The sequence below is a fragment of the Mesorhizobium sp. B2-5-4 genome, from assembly GCF_006441095.1.
Lineage (GTDB): Bacteria > Pseudomonadota > Alphaproteobacteria > Rhizobiales > Rhizobiaceae > Mesorhizobium > Mesorhizobium salmacidum.
Genome location: NZ_VFUR01000004.1, coordinates 193930 through 211445, shown reverse-complemented (window position 1 = coordinate 211445; position 17516 = coordinate 193930). Strand labels below are relative to the sequence as shown.

Below are 17516 nucleotides of genomic sequence, written 5' to 3'. Positions count from 1 at the left end.
AGGTTGAGGCTATCCTGTCGGAGTTTTTTGCCATGCCTGTGCTGCTCAAGGGGTCCTGTCGCTGCAACGCCGTGCGTTTTGAAGTGGAAAGCCACACGCCCGTGCCGTTCATGCTGTGCTACTGCTCGATCTGCCGCAAGCAGCAGGGCGGCGGCGGTTTCGCCATCAATCTAGGCGCCGACTACGAAACGCTGAACATCAGGGGCAAGAGAAACCTTGGCGTCTATCGCGCTGAGATCGAGGACGACGAGCATCCCAATTGCGAGGTCTCGACCGGCGAGCGCAATTTTTGCCGCAAATGCGGGTCAGCGCTGTGGCTCTACGACCCGACCTGGCCGGAACTGGTGCATCCCTTCGCCTCGGCGATCGACAGTGACCTGCCGAAGCCGCCCGAAAAAGTGCATCTGATGCTGAAATACAAGGCGAACTGGGTCGAGCCCGATATCGGGCCGAAGGACAAGGTGTTCGACGTCTATCCCGAGGAATCGATCGCCGACTGGCACAAGCGAACAGGCATGTGGGTGGATTAGCTTTCTTCACCCCGTAAACGGGGCGAAGGAAATGCTCAGGCCGAAGCGCGCGCCTCGGCCAAGACTTTCAGATCGGCCGGTTTCAATTCGACCGATTCGCCGCAGCCGCAGGCCGAGCTCTGGTTCGGGTTGCGGAAGGTGAAGCCGGTGCGCAGCGTCGTCTGCTCGAAATCCATCTCGGTGCCGAACAGGAACAGGGCGGCTTCCGGCGCCACATAGACATGGGCGCCATCGCGTTCGATGTGGTCGTCCTTGGCGTTGGGCTCGGTCACCAGGTCGACCGTGTATTCCATGCCGGCGCAGCCGCCCTTCTTGATGCCGAGACGAATGCCATGCGCGTTATCGCGCGTGGCGACGATCTCGCGCACCCGGTCGGCGGCCTTTTCGGTCATCGTGATGACGGCAAATCGTCCCATGTTTTTCCTTCTCCATTCCATGCAGGTTCAAGGCCTGCCGAATGAGTCCTCACCTAAAATGGTGAAGTTTTACCATTGGCGCAAGTGTACCAGGCTCGCTGCTAGTACCAGCCCACCGCCACCTGCGCCTCTTCCGACATGCGATCGGGCGTCCAGGGCGGATCGAAAGTCATGTTGACTTCGACGCCAGACACGCCTTCGACGGCGCCGACAGCATTTTCCACCCAGCCGGGCATTTCGCCGGCCACCGGGCAGCCGGGCGCGGTCAGCGTCATGTCGATCTTGACCGAGCGGTCGTCCTCGACGTCGATCTTGTAGACGAGGCCGAGCTCGTAGATGTCGGCCGGGATTTCCGGGTCGTAGACCGTCTTCAGCGCCGAGACGATGTCATCGGTCAGCCGCGCCAGTTCATCGGCCGGGATGCCCGAGGCGGAAACGACACTGTTGCCGGCGTTTTCCGGCGTAGCCTCGGTGGTGGTGCTCACATCATCCATAGTCGTCACCCGAAAAACTTGCGCGCTTTTTCAAGCGCCTCGGCCAAAGCGTCGACTTCGGCCCTGGTATTATACATGCCGAACGATGCCCTGCATGTGGAGGTTACGCCAAAGCGTTTCAACAGCGGCTGGGCGCAATGGGTGCCCGCGCGGACAGCCACGCCTTGCCTGTCTATCACCATCGACACGTCATGGGCATGAATACCTCTTAGCTCGAAGGAGATGATGGCGCCCTTGCCAGGCGCATCACCGAAGATGCGCAGCGAATTGATGGCGCGCAGGCGCTCATGGGCATAATTCTTGAGGTCTTCCTCGTGTGCCGCGATGCGCTCACGGCCGACAGTGTCCATGTAGTCGAGCGCGGCACCCAGTCCGATCGCCTGGACGATCGGCGGCGTGCCGGCTTCGAAGCGGTGCGGCGGGTCGTTGTAGGTGACGATATCTTCCGTCACCTCCTCGATCATCTCGCCGCCGCCCATGAAGGGCCGCATGCCGGCGAGACTATCCTTCTTGCCGTAGAGCACGCCGATGCCCGAGGGGCCGTAGACCTTGTGGCCGGTAAAGACGAAGAAATCGCAATCGAGATCCTGCACGTCGATGGGCATGTGCACGGCGCTCTGGCTGCCGTCGACAAGCACCGGAATGCCGCGGGCGTGAGCGATCCGGACGATCTCCTTGATTGGCGTCACCGTACCCAGTGCATTCGACATCTGCGTGATGGCGACTAGCTTGGTGCGGTCGGTCAGGCGTTTTTCGAATTCCTCGATGTGGAAGACACCGAGGTCGTCGACAGGGACCCAGACCAGCTTGGCGCCCTGGCGTTCGCGGATGAAATGCCACGGCACGATGTTGGAATGGTGCTCCATGATCGACAGCACGATCTCGTCGCCCTCGCCGATATTAGGCATGCCATAGCCATAGGCGACAGTGTTGATGGCCGAGGTCGTGTTCGAGGTGAAGACGATGTTGTCGGTGCTTGGCGCGTTGAGGAAACGGCGCACCGTTTCTCGCGCCTTTTCATAGGCGTCGGTGGCGGCATTGGAAAGGAAATGCAGGCCGCGATGGACGTTGGCATACTCCTGGCTGTAAGCGTGCTCGATGGTATCCAGCACCACCTGCGGCTTCTGCGCCGAGGCGCCGTTGTCGAGATAGACGAGCGGCTTGCCATAGACTTCGCGCGACAGAATCGGAAAGTCACGGCGGATCGCCTCGACGTCGTAGGGGCTGGTTTCGATCTTCCGGTCCATCACAACTTCATCGCCTCATTCTGCCGCGCACCCCTCATCCGACCGCTTCGCGGCCACCCGCCCAGGGCGAGTCACTCGCCTCGCCCGCCCTTCAGGCCCCACAAGGGGAGAAGGAAGAGCACTTTACCTTCTCCCCTTGTGGGAGAAGGTGGACTGGCGCGTAGCGCCAAGACGGATGAGGGGTGGCTTAGCCAGGCCCCATCCAATTTAGCCGTGCGTCACAAACCACTCATCGAGCCGCGCTTCCAGCGCCTCGACGATCGCTTCGTCATCCAGTTCCTCGATCACCTCGGCGACGAACGCCTTGACGAGCAACCCCCGCGCGCTCTTTTCATCGACGCCGCGCGCCATCAGGTAGAACAAATGATCGTGGTCGATCTCGGTGACCGTCGCGCCATGGCCGCAGACGACGTCGTCGGCAAAGATCTCGAGCTCCGGCTTGGTCGAGAACTCGCCATCGTCCGACAAAAGCAGCGTGTTGCAAGCCATCTTGGCGTTGGTCTTCTGCGCATATTGATGGACGTTGATGCGGCCCTGGAACACGCCCCGCGCCTTGCCGGTCACCACATTGCGGATGACCTCGGTCGATGTCGTATGCGGTACGGCATGGTCGAGCACCATGGTGACGTCGGTATGGGTGTCGCCGGCCAGAAGATTGATGCCGCGCAGCTTGAAGTCGGCGCCTTCGCCCGTCGTCTTGACCATGATTTCCTGGCGCACCAGCCTGCCGCCGGCGTTCATGACGAACAGCGTCAGTTTGGCATCCTTGCCGATATGGGCCTTGAACTGCCCCAGATGTGTCGCCGTATCCGGCTGCTCCTGGACGATCAGCCAGGTCACCTCGGCGCCCGCGCCAAGCACGAGCTGGCTGACCGAGCTCGTCAGCGCCGCGCCCTCGCCGGCTTGACGCTCGACGATGACCGCCTTGGCGCCGGTGCCAACCCGCACCGGCAGGCGCACATGGGTCTGGCCACCGGCCTGCAGGTTCTGCAGCTCGATCGGCTTTTCCAGTTCAATACCGTCGGCGATATCGACAAAATAGCCGTCGGCAACGAAGGCCGTGTTCAGCGCGCCGATGGCATCGTCGCTGCCATAGGGATCGAGCCCCGGCGCGATGCTGCCATCGGTCAGCTTTTCGGACAGACGCTGGACGCTGACGCCGTCGACGACCGGCGCCTTGGCGCTTGATACCCCGTTCAACAGGGTCAGAACTGTCGAACCGTCGACGATTGGCGCGATGGCTTTGGCGGCGGCGGCCGGATCGAAGTCCGGCACCGCACCCAACAGCCGGCGCAGGTCGGTATAGTGCCAGGATTCGATGCGCCGCGTCGGCAGGCCGTGCTTGACCGCTTCGATGGCGTCGTCACGCTTCAGCATCACCGCGCCGTCTCCCGGCAAAAGCGACAGCCGTTCGCCGAAGGCGTCGATCAACGCTGTCTCGGCCGTTGTCCGCTGCGGTTGTGTGTGCATATTCATCAGTCTCGCCTGTCTTCTGGACCAAAATGACTTGGCACGTTACGCGGCTTGCCCGATGACGCCGGCATAGCCGTTCGCTTCAAGATCGAGCGCCAGCGACTTGTCGCCCGACTTGATGACCTGGCCCCTGTAGAGCACATGCACGCTATCAGGCACGATGTGTTCGAGCAGGCGCTGGTAGTGGGTGATGACCAGGAACGCCCTGTCCGGCGAGCGCAGTGCGTTGACGCCATCCGAGACAATCTTCAGCGCATCGATGTCGAGGCCGGAATCGGTCTCGTCGAGCACGCACAGTTTCGGCTCCAGGAGCTTCATCTGCAGGATCTCGGCGCGCTTCTTCTCGCCGCCGGAGAAGCCGACATTGAGTGGCCGCTTCAGCATCGCCATGTCCATGCTGAGCGAGGCGGCGGCTTCCTTCACCCGCTTCAGGAATTCCGGGATCTTCAGCGGTTCCTCGCCGCGCGCCTTGCGCTGCTCGTTCATCGCCACCTTGAGGAATTCCATGGTCGCCACGCCCGGTATCTCCATCGGATATTGGAAGGCGAGGAAGATGCCGGAAGTGGCGCGTTCGGCCGGATCCATTTCGAGGATCGACTGGCCGTTGTAGAGGATGTCGCCCTCGGTCACCTCATAGTCCTCGCGGCCGGCGAGGATGTAGGAGAGCGTCGATTTGCCCGACCCGTTCGGTCCCATGATCGCGGCGACCTCGCCGGCTTTCACCGTCAGGTTCAAGCCGCGAATGATCTCGGTGCCGTCATCGACGATGCGGGCGTGCAGGTTCTTGATCTCAAGCATTTTTGTTTCCTGAATATTTGTCCGGGCCGGTCAGCCCACCGAGCCTTCCAGCGAGATGCCGATCAGCTTCTGCGCCTCTACGGCAAACTCCATCGGCAGCTGCTGGATGACATCCTTGACGAAGCCGTTCACGATCAGCGCGATGGCTTCCTCTTCCGGGATGCCGCGCTGCATGACGTAGAACTTCTGGTCCTCTGATATTTTCGACGTCGTCGCCTCATGCTCGAACTGCGCCGTCGAGTTCTTGGCTTCCATGTAAGGCACAGTGTGCGCGCCGCACTGGTCGCCGATCAGCAGTGAGTCGCAATTGGTAAAGTTGCGGGCATTGGTCGCCTTGCGGTGCGCCGAAACCTGGCCGCGATAGGTGTTCTGCGAGAAGCCGGCGGCGATGCCCTTGGAGATGATGCGGCTCGACGTGTTCTTGCCGAGATGGATCATCTTGGTGCCGCTATCGACCTGCTGGTAGCCGTTCGACACGGCGATCGAATAGAACTCGCCCGAGGAATCGTCGCCGCGCAGGATGCAGCTCGGATATTTCCAGGTGATCGCCGAACCGGTCTCGACCTGCGTCCACGATATCTTCGAACGATGGCCACGGCAGTCACCGCGCTTGGTGACGAAGTTGTAGATGCCGCCCTTGCCCTCGGCGTCGCCGGGGTACCAGTTCTGCACCGTTGAATATTTGATTTCGGCATCGTCGAGCGCGACCAGTTCGACCACAGCGGCATGCAACTGGTTCTCGTCGCGCTGCGGCGCCGTGCAGCCCTCGAGATAGGAGACGTAGGCCCCCTCCTCGGCGATGATCAGCGTGCGCTCGAACTGGCCGGTGTTCTTCTCGTTCATACGGAAATAGGTCGACAGCTCCATCGGGCAGCGCACGCCCTTGGGCACGAAGACGAACGAGCCGTCGGTGAACACGGCCGAATTCAGCGTGGCGTAAAAATTGTCGGAGGTCGGCACGACCGAGCCGAGATATTTCTTGACCAGTTCCGGATGCTCGCGGATCGCTTCGGAGATCGAGCAGAAGATGACGCCGGCCTGCGCCAGCTCCTTCTTGAAGGTGGTGACGACGGACACGGAATCGAACACGGCGTCGACGGCGACGCGGCCCGATTTGTAGACATTGTCGCTGACTTCCTCGAGCTCCGAGGCGTCGGTCTTCTGCACGCCGGCGAGGATTTCCTGCTCCTTCAACGGAATGCCGAGCTTCTCGTAGACTTTCAAGATCTCGGGATCGACGTCGCTGAGCGAAGTCGGTCCGGGCGTGCTCTTGGGCGCCGCGTAATAGTAGATGTCCTGGAAATCGATCTTGGGATAGTTGACGCGCGCCCAGGTCGGCTCTTCCAGCGTCAGCCAGCGGCGATAGGCTTCGAGGCGCCATTCCAGCATCCAGGACGGCTCGTCCTTCTTGGCCGAAATGAAGCGGATGATGTCTTCGCTCAGGCCCTTGGGAGCCTTGTCGACAGCGATCTCGGTCTGGAATCCGTATTTGTATTGGTCGACGTCGATCTTTCGGACCCGATCGATCGTGTCCTGCACAGCAGGCATATGCGTTCTCCATCCACGCCGGGGTCAAGGCCCGACAGTTTTCAAACTATGGCACCGCCGAATGAACGCCCGAGCAGCGTCCGCGGCAGCGTAAGTTTCATATAGTGCGCCTCGACCGGAAATTCACCCGGCCAGCATAAAACGCACGGCTCTACCAGGCCGAAGCCTGATCCTTCTTCTCAAGCATCGGATTCCCCGGTCCGATGCTCCAACCGCTACGCGGCCTTCTCTCTAGCCGCCCGACGCGCGGCAATGCTTGCCAGCGCGGTGCGGAACAGTTCGATATCCTCGTCGGCGGTCGCGGCACCGACCGATACGCGCAAGGCACCAAGGCTGTCGCCGTGTCCCATGGCCTTCAGCACATGGCTCGGCCCGACCTTGCCCGACGAGCACGCGGAACCGGCGGAAAGCGCCACGCCCCCCAGATCAAAGGCGATCTGGGCGGTTTCGGCTTTGACGCCGGGAATAGCGAAGAATGTCGTGTTGGCAAGCCTTGGCGCGCCGGCTCCGAAGATTTCCACGTCCGGCACCAGCGTCTTGATCGACGTTTCGAGCTCATCGCGACGCCGACGCACGGCACCGATGGCCTTCAGCCCGGCCAGCGCTTCGCGCGCGGCGGCGCCAAAACCGGCGATGCCAGGCAAGTTCTCGGTGCCGCCACGGTGGCCCTTTTCCTGGCCGCCGCCATTGATCAGCGGCTTCGGCATCATCAGGTCGGCAGCGGCAACGATGGCGCCGGCGCCCTTGGGGCCGCCGATCTTGTGCGAGGACAGAATCACATAGTCGGCGTATCCAGCCGACATATCGATGGAAACGCGGCCCGCGGCCTGAACGGCATCGACGACAAGAATGCCGCCCGCCGCCCCGACGATCTCCGCGATGCGGTCGATCGGCTGGATGACGCCGGTTTCGTTGTTGGCGGCGTGGATCGCGACCAACGGCAAGCCATCGGCCTTATCGTGACCGCCGAGCGCAGCCGTCAAGGCGTCGAGACTGACGATGCCATCAGCGCCGACACCGATCCGCGTCACCAGGTTTGCCGGAAAGCGTCCGCCATTCAGCAGGCACGGATGGTCGGCCTCGCACACGTAGAGCCGGCTCATGCGAATGGCGCCGCGCCCCATCTGCCAGTCCGGCGTCAGCAGCGTCGAGGCGGCCTCGGTCGCACCCGAGGTGAAGACGACATGTTCGGCCTTGCTGTTGACCAGTGCCGCCACGTCGCGCCTGGCATTGTCGACCAGCCTGCGCGCGGCGCGCCCCTCGGCATGGACCGACGAGGGGTTGGCTGCGTCAAACGCCGCGACCATGGCCTCGCGCGCGGCTGAAAGCAGCGGCGCGCTGGCATTATAGTCCAGATAGGCGCGTATCGCGGCCATTTTCGTCCAGTTCTTCCCGTCAAAAGCCATTCCGCCGACGTATGGCGTTATTTCCTTGAAATTCCAAGGCAAGCCGTCCTATTTACGCGGCTTGCGGCGAGTGCGACCGGGCGATTGCGTTTCGGCCACCCAGTTTTGAACAATTCTAAACTAGCTTCTAGGAAGACGCTCGCCCTGCGTCAAGGTCTGTGGAAGCGGGGCCAGAGCAAGAGTTCCGGGCGCCGCGCATTTGTATATGTCACGTGGAGTATTTCATGCCTGAGGTCATTTTTACCGGTCCGGCCGGCCGCCTGGAGGGACGCTACCAGCCCTCGAAGGAAAAGAGCGCGCCGATTGCCATCGTGTTGCATCCGCACCCGCAGTTCGGCGGTACGATGAACAACAAGATCGTCTATGACCTCTTCTACATGTTCCAGAAGCGCGATTTCACCACGCTGCGCTTCAATTTCCGCGGCATCGGCCGCAGCCAGGGCGAGTTCGACCACGGCACCGGCGAGTTGTCGGACGCGGCGGCCGCACTCGACTGGGTGCAGTCGCTGCATCCGGATTCCAAGAGCTGCTGGGTGGCCGGCTATTCCTTCGGTTCGTGGATCGGCATGCAGCTCCTGATGCGCCGGCCCGAGATCGAGGGCTTCATCTCGATCGCGCCGCAGCCCAACACCTATGATTTCTCCTTCCTGGCGCCCTGCCCGTCCTCGGGTCTGATCATCCATGGCGATGCCGACAAGGTGGCGCCGCCGAAGGATGTGCAAGGCCTGGTCGACAAGCTTCACACGCAAAAGGGCATCACCATCACGCAGAAGACCCTGCCCGGCGCCAACCATTTCTTCGCCAACGACGCCGATGTGCTGATCGAAGAATGCGCCGACTATCTCGATCGCCGGCTGGCGGGAGAATTGTCCGATCCGAGGCCGAAGCGGCTGCGCTAAAACATCAGGCCATCCGTATCCCCGGGCTATGAGCGGGCGGGCAAGGCCCGCTCCTCGACATGAGGCCGCCGCGGTGCGGACGGTCCGGCAGCGACCTATTTTTCCGGGGCAATAAGCCGGAACGATGGCTTGCGGACCGGCAATCCTGAAGGTGCCGGCCTGAAGATGAAACCGAGCCTCGCAAAGACCAGTCCGCACGCCAGCGCGAAGGCACAGCCGAGGCCGAAGCCGGCGACGGTGTCGCTTGGATAGTGCGCACCGACGAAGATCCTGGTCGAGGCGATGCAGCCCGTGACCACAAGGGCGATATACCAACGCCGCGGAAACAAAAGCAGCAGGATACCGAACACGGCGCCCATCGTCGTGGCGTGGCCGGACGGAAAGCCAGCAAAGCGCGCATCGAAGGCAAAGGGGTGCAGTGCAAGGACGCCAAAATCCTGGAAGTAGAGCGGGCGAGCCCTGCCAATGGCATATTTGAGGACATTGACCGTTAGGCCGGACAGGCCAACGGCGCTCAGCACCAGGAAAGCCAGGCAGGTCCAACTGTAGACCAGCATCAGCGCGCGCCGCGAAAGGCTTCGCCAATCCGTCAGATTGGCCGCGACAAGCAGCAGCGCGGACGGGATGAGATACCAGCCGCCCAGTCCGAACTGCGTGAAGAACTCGGCAAGCCTGGCGGCGCCCGCCGACCACTGGCCATATGCTACTCCTGCCGGCGTATCGAGACGGACAAAGGCCGCGGCCGTCAGAAAGACCCAGACAAGGCCCCACGCCCACCATGAGATGTTGGGATAGCGAGCGGGGCGAACGGCAAGGCGCCGTCTTGCGATCTGCAGGGTGTCGCGAAAATTGCCGAGGGACCGGCGCCCTATCCCGAGAAGCGATCTGGAAACTGGAGGCTGCGATTTCACGAGCATTGGGAACTCGACCCCATCATCGAAGTCATTGCGCTATACGGTAGAGACCGAGCGACAGTTTGTCTCCCGACGAATAGTTGAGGCCGTCGACTTCGGCGAGGCGGTTCGCCGACTTGCGTTGCACGGACAGCATGCCATTCAATTTCTGCTCGTCGCCGATCGGCACCAGGCCCAAGGAGCAAGCGGGATCGGCGAGCAGATGTTCCGCCACGCCCCCGACATCGGTCAGCACCGTTTTGGTGCCGACCAGGAACACCAGGCTCGGCTCCTGATAACGCGCCGAGGCCAGCACGGTCGTGTCGCAAGGTTTGTTGGCGCGCACCGCGTCCCTGATTGCCGGGCTCAGCCAGATCGGCTTCAGGGACGGGGCGATGACGCCGAACAGCAAGGCGTAGGCGATGCCCGCACAGGCGGCGGTGGCGCCGATGCGGGGCAGCGGCACCTGTAACTGCCGCGAAAACGCGAAATAGCCCGCGCCAAGTGCGGCCGCGGCCGCTGGAATGCTCCACCAAGAGAAAGTGTGGGTGAGGTAGATTGGCGCTCCGATGCAGACCGCCGCCAGGCCCAGGCTGACCACGACAAGACCGAATGCGGTCGACCACCACAACCATTGCTGCCAGCGACTGAGCGGCGCATTGGCGTCCTGCGGCTGCAATGTCAGCAGCCAGCCGATCAGCAGCGCCATGCCGGGATAGGCGGGCAGGACATAATGCGGCAGCTTGGTGGGAATGAGTTCGAAAACGAGCCAGAACGGAATGTACCAGGCGAGGCAGAAGCGCAGCCTCACATCATCGCGCATGCGGTTGAGGGCCTGCAGGCCAGCGCCTACCGCGATCAGGCCGAACGGCCACATGAACAGCGAATAGGTCAGCATGTAGAAGCCGGGCGGCAGGCCGTGCGATTCCGCGCCCGACGCGACCTTGCCGAGCATGTCCTTGCCGACGGCCTGCTGCAGGAAAGCACCGTGGCTCTTCCAGGTGATCGCGGCGAGCCAGGGCAGAGAAATCACCAAGACGAGTAGCAGGCCGCGCCCAACCCTAAGCTTCGACAGCCAACGCCCGTCGCGCTCGAAGGCGAACAGGACGGCAATGGTCAACGCGGACAGCAGCGGCGCAATCGGCCCCTTGATGAGGATCGCCGCCCCTTGCGCGATCCAGAAGATCCACCAGAGATGGCCGGCGACCGCTTCATTGCGGCGCGATGCCAGGTAAATCTGCGCCAGCGCGCCTTGCGCCGCCACGCAGCAGGCCAGCAGCATCGCATCGGTCTTGGCGTCGCGGCCCTCGAACGCCGTGGCGAAGATCGCAGCCATCACCAGGCCGGCCGCGAGGCCGGCATTGGCACCGAAAAGATTGGTCCCAGTCCAGGCGATCGCCAGCACGGCAAGGGCAATGCCGAGTGCCGAAACCGTGCGATAGACCCAGATCGGTGCCTCGGCACCCTGCCCGCTCAGCGCCACGGCCGCCGATTGCAGCCAGTAGATGCCGATCGGCTTCTGGTAGCGCGAGGTCTCCTGGAAGCGGATGTCGACATAGTCGCCGCTCTCGACCATCTGCTTGGATGCCTGGACGAAGCGGGGCTCGTCGCGGTCGACTGGCGGCATGGATGCCAAGCCTGAAGCCGTCATCACCAGGCTGAACAGGAAGAGGAAGATGTAGTTCCTGTTCAACGCCATTTTTGCGTCTCTCCGATCATTTCTTTTTTGGCGGTTGCTCAATCGACCTTGGTCATCGCCGCCTTGCGCTCATTGGCGATCAGCCAGAGATTTCTGATGTAGATGAACATGCCCATGGCCTGCCCGGCGATGAACACCGGATCCTGGCGCTGGATGGCATAAATCAGAAGCAGGCCGCCGCCGAACAGGGAGAAGAACCAGAAGGCCACCGGCACGACGCTGCGCTTGGCCTTTTCCGAGGCCAGCCACTGCACGACGAAGCGCATGGTGAAGAAGAACTGGGCGACGAAGCCGAGCAGGATCCACGCATCGAACTGCTTGATGAAAACCTGATGAAGCCAGGCTCCCAGTTCCTGAAGCACATTAAACACGCTTGATTTCCTCTATTTTTGGCATTCTGCGGCGCCGGCGGCGCAACCACCAGACACCGCAGAGATCGAGCACACCCTGCAGGCCGCGATCGAAAATGCCGTAATTCGATTTGCCGTGCCGGCGCGAGCGGTCGACGACGTCGCAATGCACGACGCGATACCCCTCCTGGATGACCAGGGCCGGAACGAAGCGATGGGTGCCGTCGAAGAACGGCAGTTTGCGCAGGATATCGGTATGAACCGCCTTCAGGCCACAGCCGGTGTCGCGCGTCTCGTCATGCAGGATGGCGTTTCGCAGCCAGTTGGCGAAACGCGACGCCAATTGTTTGACCTTGCTGTCGCGGCGCTTGAGGCGCTGCCCTTGCGCGGCGCCGAAATCGGGCCCGGCTTGGCGCAGCGCATCGACCAGCACCGGAATGTACTGCGGATCGTTCTGGCCGTCGCCGTCGATGGTCGCGACGATGCCGCCGCGCGCCGCCCAGGCGCCAGAACGCACCGAAAGGCTCTGGCCGGCGGACTTCCGATGCCGCAATTCGCGTAGCGGAAACGGGCGTCGCGCCGCCTGTTCGGCGAGCACGGCAGCCGTCTCGTCGGTCGAGCCGTCATTGACGATGATCAACTCGAAGTCGCGGTCGGCCATCGCCGCCTCGATCTCGTCGATCAGCAGTGGCAGGTTTGCCGCCTCGTTCCTGCAAGGAATGACAATGGATATCAATGCGTCCGGCATGTCGCGTCGGGGCTCTGTCGTCGGATATGGCATTTTATAGATGCCGTGCGGTGCCGCTTGAGGTCGTGGACTGTTAGAACCTTGTGGCGCGGCGCCTCATTACGCCAGCCGAAACGATGAAGCAAGCATTGCGGCCGGACCGCCGCTGGCACCATCCGCGCGGCCGCAAAACCGGAATCCGCTTTTGCTGATCGCCAACTCTTGGTTGGCGCGCGATCCGGCGCAAAACCGGAATCCACTTTTGCTGATCGCGCTTGGGTGCTAAACGCGCGCGTTCACATATGCCCGCCACGGACCGTGGCGTACGCTTCGGGAAAGAAAACATGCCTGCCTTCAAATCCGATTTCCTGCGCACGATGAGCGAGCGCGGTTTCATCCACCAGACCTCGGATGATGCCGGTCTCGACACTATTTTCGCCAAGGAAACGGTGACGGCCTATATCGGCTTCGACGCCACGGCCAAGAGCCTGCATGCCGGCTCGCTGATCCAGATCATGATGCTGCATTGGCTGCAGCAGACCGGCCACCGGCCGATCGCGCTGATGGGCGGCGGCACGTCGATGATCGGCGACCCCTCCTTCAAGGACGAGGCGCGCAAGCTTTTGACGCCTGCGGATATCGACGCCAATCTCGCCGGTATCCGCCGCAACTTCATGCCCTACCTCAAATTCGGCGGCGGTCCGAACGACGCGGTCATGATCAACAATGCCGACTGGCTGATGGAGATCAACTACGTCAATTTCCTACGCGATGTCGGGCGGCACTTTTCCGTCAACCGCATGCTTGCTTTCGATTCCGTCAAATTGCGGCTTGATCGCGAGCAATCGCTGTCGTTCCTCGAATTCAACTACATGATCCTGCAGGCCTATGATTTCGTCGAACTCTACAAGCGCCTCGGCTGCCGCCTGCAGATGGGCGGCTCCGACCAATGGGGCAACATCATCAACGGCATCGATCTCGGCCGCCGGATGGAGGATGCGCAACTCTACGCACTGACCACGCCGCTGCTCACCACCTCGTCCGGCGCCAAGATGGGCAAGTCGGCATCGGGCGCGGTCTGGCTCGATCCGGAGATGCTGAGCCCCTACGAGTTCTGGCAGTACTGGCGCAATACCGAGGATGCCGACGTTGCCCGGTTCCTGAAACTCTACACCACGCTGCCTTTGGAAGAGGTCGCACAGCTCGAGCGGCTGGGCGGTTCCGAGATCAACGAGGCAAAGAAGATCCTCGCCACCGAGATCACCGCTCATCTGCATGGCCGCGCGGCCGCCGAACAGGCCAGCGAGACGGCGCGCAAGACCTTCGAGGAAGGCGCGCTCGCCGACACGTTGCCGACCGTCGAGACGGACAAGGCCGCGCTCGAAACCGGCGTCGGCATCCTGTCGCTATTGGTCAGCGCGGGGTTGGCTTCATCCAATGGCGAGGCACGGCGGCACATCCAGGGTGGCGCCGTGCGCCTGAACGACCAGCCGGTAAGCGACGACCGTCGACTGGTCACGCTTCAGGATTTGAGTCCGGAAAATGTCGTAAAGCTTTCATTGGGCAGGAAAAAACACATCTTGGTGAGACCGGCCTGAGTACCCCTCACCGGTATTCGAAGATCGACCTGAATATCCCCGGCGCGATCACCGACAGCGGGTTGACGTCGAGCACCGGCTTGTTGGCATTGCCCCTGAGCCGGAAGGTGACGCCGATCAGGCCGCGGTCGCGGCCATTGCCCAGAAGCGCGCCGACGATGGGCAGTTCGCCGAAAATGCGGTTGAGGCCGTAGGCCGGCATGAAGGTGCCGGTCATGTCCATATTGTTGTTCTGGTCGTAGAGGATGCCCTGGAACGTCGTGCCGATGCGCGGGCCACGCAGCACGCCATTGGTCAGCCTCAGATAGCCGCTGCCCTTGTCGATCTCGGCGTAACCACGTTCGAATTTCACCCTCGACGTGTCGAGCTTGCCCTTCACCGCCTGGTTGAGGCTGCGGCTGTCGCCGGCCGGCGTGGTCGAGACGATGGAGGCGAGCTTGGGTTCGTTGACGATGAAGAAGTTGCTGGTGTCGACCTTGCCCTTCATCGGTCCGTCGCTGGCCCCCGTCAGCGCCAGCGTGATCGACCCGCCTTCCATGTGCTCATAGATGTTGAGGAATCGAAGGATGGCGCCGGCGTCCGCCGACTGCACGTTGAGCGAGCGCCTGCCGTCGCCGGTGGTGTTGCTGATGGCGATGGCTGCGCCGGAACTCGCCGTCGCGCTGACCTTCAGTCCGTTGACCCTTGAACCAGCCGCACTGTAGTCGAGCTTCAGGTTGGACAGTTGCTCATCGTGGAAACCGGTCAGCTGATCGACATCGGCGCTGACGGAAATGTTGTCTGTTCCCGTCGTCTTGGTTGCGGTGTCCACATCGGACGTGAACTGCTTGATGAGGGAACGAGCATCAAGCGCGTTGCCAGTGATGTCGACCGCATAGCTCTTGCCCGATCGCTTCACCGAAACCGCCACGTCGTCGCCCCTGTTCAAGGTGACCTTGCTGAACTTGGCCGAAGATAAGGCGCCGTTGACCAGCACGATGCTGCCGTCGACGGAGAACGTCTTGCCGTCGAGTTCGAAGTCGGACAGGGTCGTGGTGTCGCCGGACTTGGTCATGACGAATGTGGCGCTGGCGGGAACCCCCGTCCCCTTGCTCCAGCCGGCCCAGGGAATGTCCAGCCTGGCATTGGTCAGGTCGGCCGAGACATTCTGGTTGCCGCTGCCGCTCTTGTCGATCGCGACCTTCACCGTTCCGCCAAGCAGCGGCGTCAAGCCGGGCATGGCGGCGGCGCGGATCTTGTCGTCGAGCACCAGGGCTACCTTGCGGCTGCGCGCCGGCCCGTCATCCGCCAGCGGCTCGACGAGATCGAGTTCGGCCGGAATGCCATTCAGCGATGCCTTGGCCGAAATGACAGCCTTTTGCGGGTCGACGGTGATCGAGCCATCGGCATCGGTCACGGCCTGTCCCTCGAACGGCTTGGCCAAGGACAGGCCGGTGTAGTCGAGAGACACCAGCCAATCGAGCTTCGCGGTGTCGACGCCCGACTGCAGCGGAATGTCCGCCTTGACGTGGCCGGTGACGCCGCCGGAAAGGTCCTCCGGCAGAATGCCGACATGGCGCATGGCATTGATCGGTTCGTATGATGCAAGTTCGGCGACGGCTGACGCATCGCCGGCAACGTCGATATCGAGAGCGCCGATGACCGGCGGGCGGTTGGCTGCCTTGACGGCCAGTGTCCCGTTGCTGGCCGCCACCACGCGGCCACTGGGCATGAAGACGGTGCCCGACGACAACGAAATATCGACGTCGTTGCCGTGGAATCCGACGACGCCCACCGCGTCGCGTATCGGCGGAATGCGGCCGGCCGTGTCGAAACGCGCCCCCTCGATCTGGAAGCGGCCAAAGACCTCGTCGGCTGAAAGCGGCACGCCATTGCCGAGGCGGTCCGGCACTACCTGGAACTGGAGATTGGCGTCGACCACACGGCCGCCGAACAGGTTGTCCAGGCACCAGAGCCGCGCATTGCGCGCCGAAAACCACGGCCACAGCTGTTTGACATGCGAGACCGGCATGTCATGGATGTTGAGCGCCAGATTGATCCCAGGAGCCTTGCCGTCGACGAATTGAATCGCCGCGGTGCCAAGCACCTCGCCGGAACCGGCGGACCGAACCGCGATCTGCTCGGCCACCAGTTTACGGCTTTGCGGCTGGTAGACGCCGGCGATCCGCGCCAGGAAGATCAACGCGGGCTCAGGCGATTCCGATGGCGCCAAGGTCGAACCGTCGCTGGTCAGGTCGTAACGGTAGGAGGGTTCCTCGCCCGCCACCCCGGTTGCCGGTTTTGGCCCGATCGAGCCGCCGAAATCGAATGAAGACCGGCCGGTTTTCAGCAGCAACCTGTCCACCTGGATCTTGTTAGAGCCGTGGACCAGCGTCGCATTGACATCGGCATCCGCCGGCAGCAGCCCGCGCGTGCCGAGATCCAGCACCGACCCGGTGGACGAAAGGGCGGCCATCAAGCGTGATGCGGTGGCACCTGAGCCTTCCGATCCTGTCAGCTCCAGTGCGACGGCACCAAGCCTGCCGGAGCCGGCAGCAGTATCACCGGCATCCGCCAGATTGATGCTGGCATCCAGGCTTATCACCCGATGCGCGGCGATATCGCGGGTGGCGGAGGCGGCAACGGTGACTGTCCTGCCGTCGACATCCGCCTCGGAGGTAAACTCCATGCCGCCCGGCCCCGACTGAACGACGGTGGCGTCGGCGATCTTGACCAGTCTGATCGATCCGGCGTCGGGCAGCACGAACTCGACATTGCTGAGATCGATGCGGCGCATCGAATCCTCCCGCACGGCGTCGAGCGCGCGATGGATGTTGCCGAACACCGCGTCCGACAATTTTTCCGGATCGACGAGGCCGTTCTCGTTGCGCAGCGCCGCGGTCCAGTCGCCGCCGGACGGCATCGCCGCCATGACGATGCGGGCATCGGAGATCCCGGCGCTGGTCAACCGCACCTCACCCCATAGCAGCGGCACGAGACGCACGCCAAAGCGTACACGACCGGCATCCGCCATCGGTTTGCCGTCTGATGTCTTCAGACTGACATCGCTCACCTGGAGGGCGACGAAACTCGAACTGTCGAGAGTGATGCGGGCTGGCCCGACCGCGACATTGACGTCGACGCCCGCCAGCCTCTCTATGGCGCTCTCCGCCTCGACGCGCAGCCTGTCCGACCCGATGCCGGAAAGGCCGATGAGATAGACGGCGACCGCGGCCAGCAGCATGAATGCGACCACGCCGGCAAACACGCGCGAAAGGATGCGAAAGCCGCGGCCGATCGCCGCCTGGCCGAGAGGCGGGACGCGGCACGCGGACGGCAAGGCTCCCAGGTCGGTGATTTCGTCCCGCCTGAACCGGATCTTCTCGTGCTGCGGTTGGTCCTGATCCACGCAATCTTCCGTTGTACAAACTCGCTCGTGGACGAATCCCCGCTCGACAC

At 62.6% G+C, this 17516-nt stretch carries 15 protein-coding genes; 3 read left to right on the top strand and 12 right to left on the bottom strand.

Annotated features, from left to right (window positions below; genetic code table 11):
- The first annotated feature begins 32 nt into the window (after positions 1-32).
- Positions 33-530 carry a GFA family protein gene (locus FJ492_RS07140; RefSeq protein WP_140715107.1) on the top strand — a complete coding sequence of 166 codons (498 nt, stop codon included), beginning with the start codon at positions 33-35 and terminating at the stop codon, positions 528-530.
- Positions 531-565: 35 nt separating this feature from the next.
- On the opposite strand, the gene sufA is transcribed toward FJ492_RS07140, so the two are convergent.
- The 7 genes from sufA to FJ492_RS07105 all read right to left on the bottom strand — a co-directional run bounded on the left by sufA (position 566) and on the right by FJ492_RS07105 (position 7882).
- Positions 566-946 (bottom strand): Fe-S cluster assembly scaffold SufA, encoded by a 381-nt coding sequence (gene sufA / locus FJ492_RS07135; RefSeq protein WP_140506400.1) that lies wholly within the window; start codon positions 944-946, stop codon positions 566-568.
- A gap of 101 nt (positions 947-1047) precedes the next feature.
- A complete protein-coding gene (locus FJ492_RS07130; RefSeq protein WP_140715109.1) occupies positions 1048-1440 on the bottom strand; it encodes an SUF system Fe-S cluster assembly protein in 393 nt (130 codons plus the stop codon).
- A 5-nt stretch (positions 1441-1445) separates the two neighbouring features.
- The gene (locus FJ492_RS07125) at positions 1446-2687 is read right to left on the bottom strand and encodes a cysteine desulfurase (RefSeq protein WP_140506403.1); all 1242 of its coding nucleotides are present in this window, start codon (positions 2685-2687) and stop codon (positions 1446-1448) included.
- Between the two features lie 207 nt (positions 2688-2894).
- Positions 2895-4163, bottom strand: a complete 1269-nt coding sequence (gene sufD, locus FJ492_RS07120) for a Fe-S cluster assembly protein SufD (protein WP_140769201.1) — start codon at positions 4161-4163, stop codon at positions 2895-2897.
- A gap of 39 nt (positions 4164-4202) precedes the next feature.
- On the bottom strand, positions 4203-4958 hold the full coding sequence (sufC, locus tag FJ492_RS07115; RefSeq protein ID WP_027143656.1) for a Fe-S cluster assembly ATPase SufC: 756 nt from the start codon (positions 4956-4958) through the stop codon (positions 4203-4205).
- A gap of 30 nt (positions 4959-4988) precedes the next feature.
- Positions 4989-6506, bottom strand: a complete 1518-nt coding sequence (sufB, locus tag FJ492_RS07110; RefSeq protein ID WP_027143655.1) for a Fe-S cluster assembly protein SufB — start codon at positions 6504-6506, stop codon at positions 4989-4991.
- A 215-nt stretch (positions 6507-6721) separates the two neighbouring features.
- Positions 6722-7882 (bottom strand): cysteine desulfurase family protein, encoded by a 1161-nt coding sequence (locus FJ492_RS07105; RefSeq protein WP_140769199.1) that lies wholly within the window; start codon positions 7880-7882, stop codon positions 6722-6724.
- 254 nt (positions 7883-8136) lie between these two features.
- Between FJ492_RS07105 and FJ492_RS07100 the strand changes: the two genes are divergently transcribed.
- Positions 8137-8811 carry an alpha/beta hydrolase gene (locus FJ492_RS07100; protein WP_027028091.1) on the top strand — a complete coding sequence of 225 codons (675 nt, stop codon included), beginning with the start codon at positions 8137-8139 and terminating at the stop codon, positions 8809-8811.
- Between the two features lie 95 nt (positions 8812-8906).
- Here FJ492_RS07100 and FJ492_RS07095 read toward each other — a convergent pair whose 3' ends face one another.
- Genes FJ492_RS07095 through FJ492_RS07080 form a run of 4 tightly spaced genes read right to left on the bottom strand, consistent with a single transcriptional unit; the run spans position 8907 to position 12501 of the window.
- The gene (locus FJ492_RS07095) at positions 8907-9728 is read right to left on the bottom strand and encodes a phosphatase PAP2 family protein (protein WP_140769196.1); all 822 of its coding nucleotides are present in this window, start codon (positions 9726-9728) and stop codon (positions 8907-8909) included.
- 25 nt (positions 9729-9753) lie between these two features.
- Positions 9754-11403, bottom strand: coding sequence for a glycosyltransferase family 39 protein (locus FJ492_RS07090; protein ID WP_181166594.1), 1650 nt, complete (start codon positions 11401-11403; stop codon positions 9754-9756).
- 38 nt (positions 11404-11441) lie between these two features.
- Positions 11442-11774, bottom strand: coding sequence for a lipid-A-disaccharide synthase N-terminal domain-containing protein (locus tag FJ492_RS07085; RefSeq protein WP_140506409.1), 333 nt, complete (start codon positions 11772-11774; stop codon positions 11442-11444).
- Complete coding sequence (locus FJ492_RS07080) at positions 11767-12501, bottom strand: glycosyltransferase family 2 protein (RefSeq protein WP_140769193.1); 735 nt, start codon at positions 12499-12501, stop codon at positions 11767-11769. The genes FJ492_RS07085 and FJ492_RS07080 overlap by 8 nt, the downstream gene beginning before the upstream one ends.
- A 323-nt stretch (positions 12502-12824) precedes the next feature.
- Here FJ492_RS07080 and tyrS point away from each other — a divergent pair, with 323 nt between their 5' ends.
- Entirely contained in the window at positions 12825-14078 is a 1254-nt protein-coding gene (gene tyrS / locus FJ492_RS07075) for a tyrosine--tRNA ligase (RefSeq protein WP_140506412.1), read from the top strand.
- A 7-nt stretch (positions 14079-14085) separates the two neighbouring features.
- Here tyrS and FJ492_RS07070 read toward each other — a convergent pair whose 3' ends face one another.
- On the bottom strand, positions 14086-17466 hold the full coding sequence (locus FJ492_RS07070) for a DUF3971 domain-containing protein (protein WP_140769191.1): 3381 nt from the start codon (positions 17464-17466) through the stop codon (positions 14086-14088).
- Positions 17467-17516: the final 50 nt, after the last annotated feature.

Coding starts and splice junctions, on each gene's coding strand:
- FJ492_RS07140 (WP_140715107.1), top strand. CDS start 33: ATGCCTGTGCTGCTCAAGGGGTCCTGTCGCTGCAACGCCGTGCGTTTT.
- sufA (WP_140506400.1), bottom strand. CDS start 946: ATGGGACGATTTGCCGTCATCACGATGACCGAAAAGGCCGCCGACCGG.
- FJ492_RS07130 (WP_140715109.1), bottom strand. CDS start 1,440: ATGGATGATGTGAGCACCACCACCGAGGCTACGCCGGAAAACGCCGGC.
- FJ492_RS07125 (WP_140506403.1), bottom strand. CDS start 2,687: ATGGACCGGAAGATCGAAACCAGCCCCTACGACGTCGAGGCGATCCGC.
- sufD (WP_140769201.1), bottom strand. CDS start 4,163: ATGAATATGCACACACAACCGCAGCGGACAACGGCCGAGACAGCGTTG.
- sufC (WP_027143656.1), bottom strand. CDS start 4,958: ATGCTTGAGATCAAGAACCTGCACGCCCGCATCGTCGATGACGGCACC.
- sufB (WP_027143655.1), bottom strand. CDS start 6,506: ATGCCTGCTGTGCAGGACACGATCGATCGGGTCCGAAAGATCGACGTC.
- FJ492_RS07105 (WP_140769199.1), bottom strand. CDS start 7,882: ATGGCCGCGATACGCGCCTATCTGGACTATAATGCCAGCGCGCCGCTG.
- FJ492_RS07100 (WP_027028091.1), top strand. CDS start 8,137: ATGCCTGAGGTCATTTTTACCGGTCCGGCCGGCCGCCTGGAGGGACGC.
- FJ492_RS07095 (WP_140769196.1), bottom strand. CDS start 9,728: ATGCTCGTGAAATCGCAGCCTCCAGTTTCCAGATCGCTTCTCGGGATA.
- FJ492_RS07090 (WP_181166594.1), bottom strand. CDS start 11,403: ATGGCGTTGAACAGGAACTACATCTTCCTCTTCCTGTTCAGCCTGGTG.
- FJ492_RS07080 (WP_140769193.1), bottom strand. CDS start 12,501: ATGCCGGACGCATTGATATCCATTGTCATTCCTTGCAGGAACGAGGCG.
- tyrS (WP_140506412.1), top strand. CDS start 12,825: ATGCCTGCCTTCAAATCCGATTTCCTGCGCACGATGAGCGAGCGCGGT.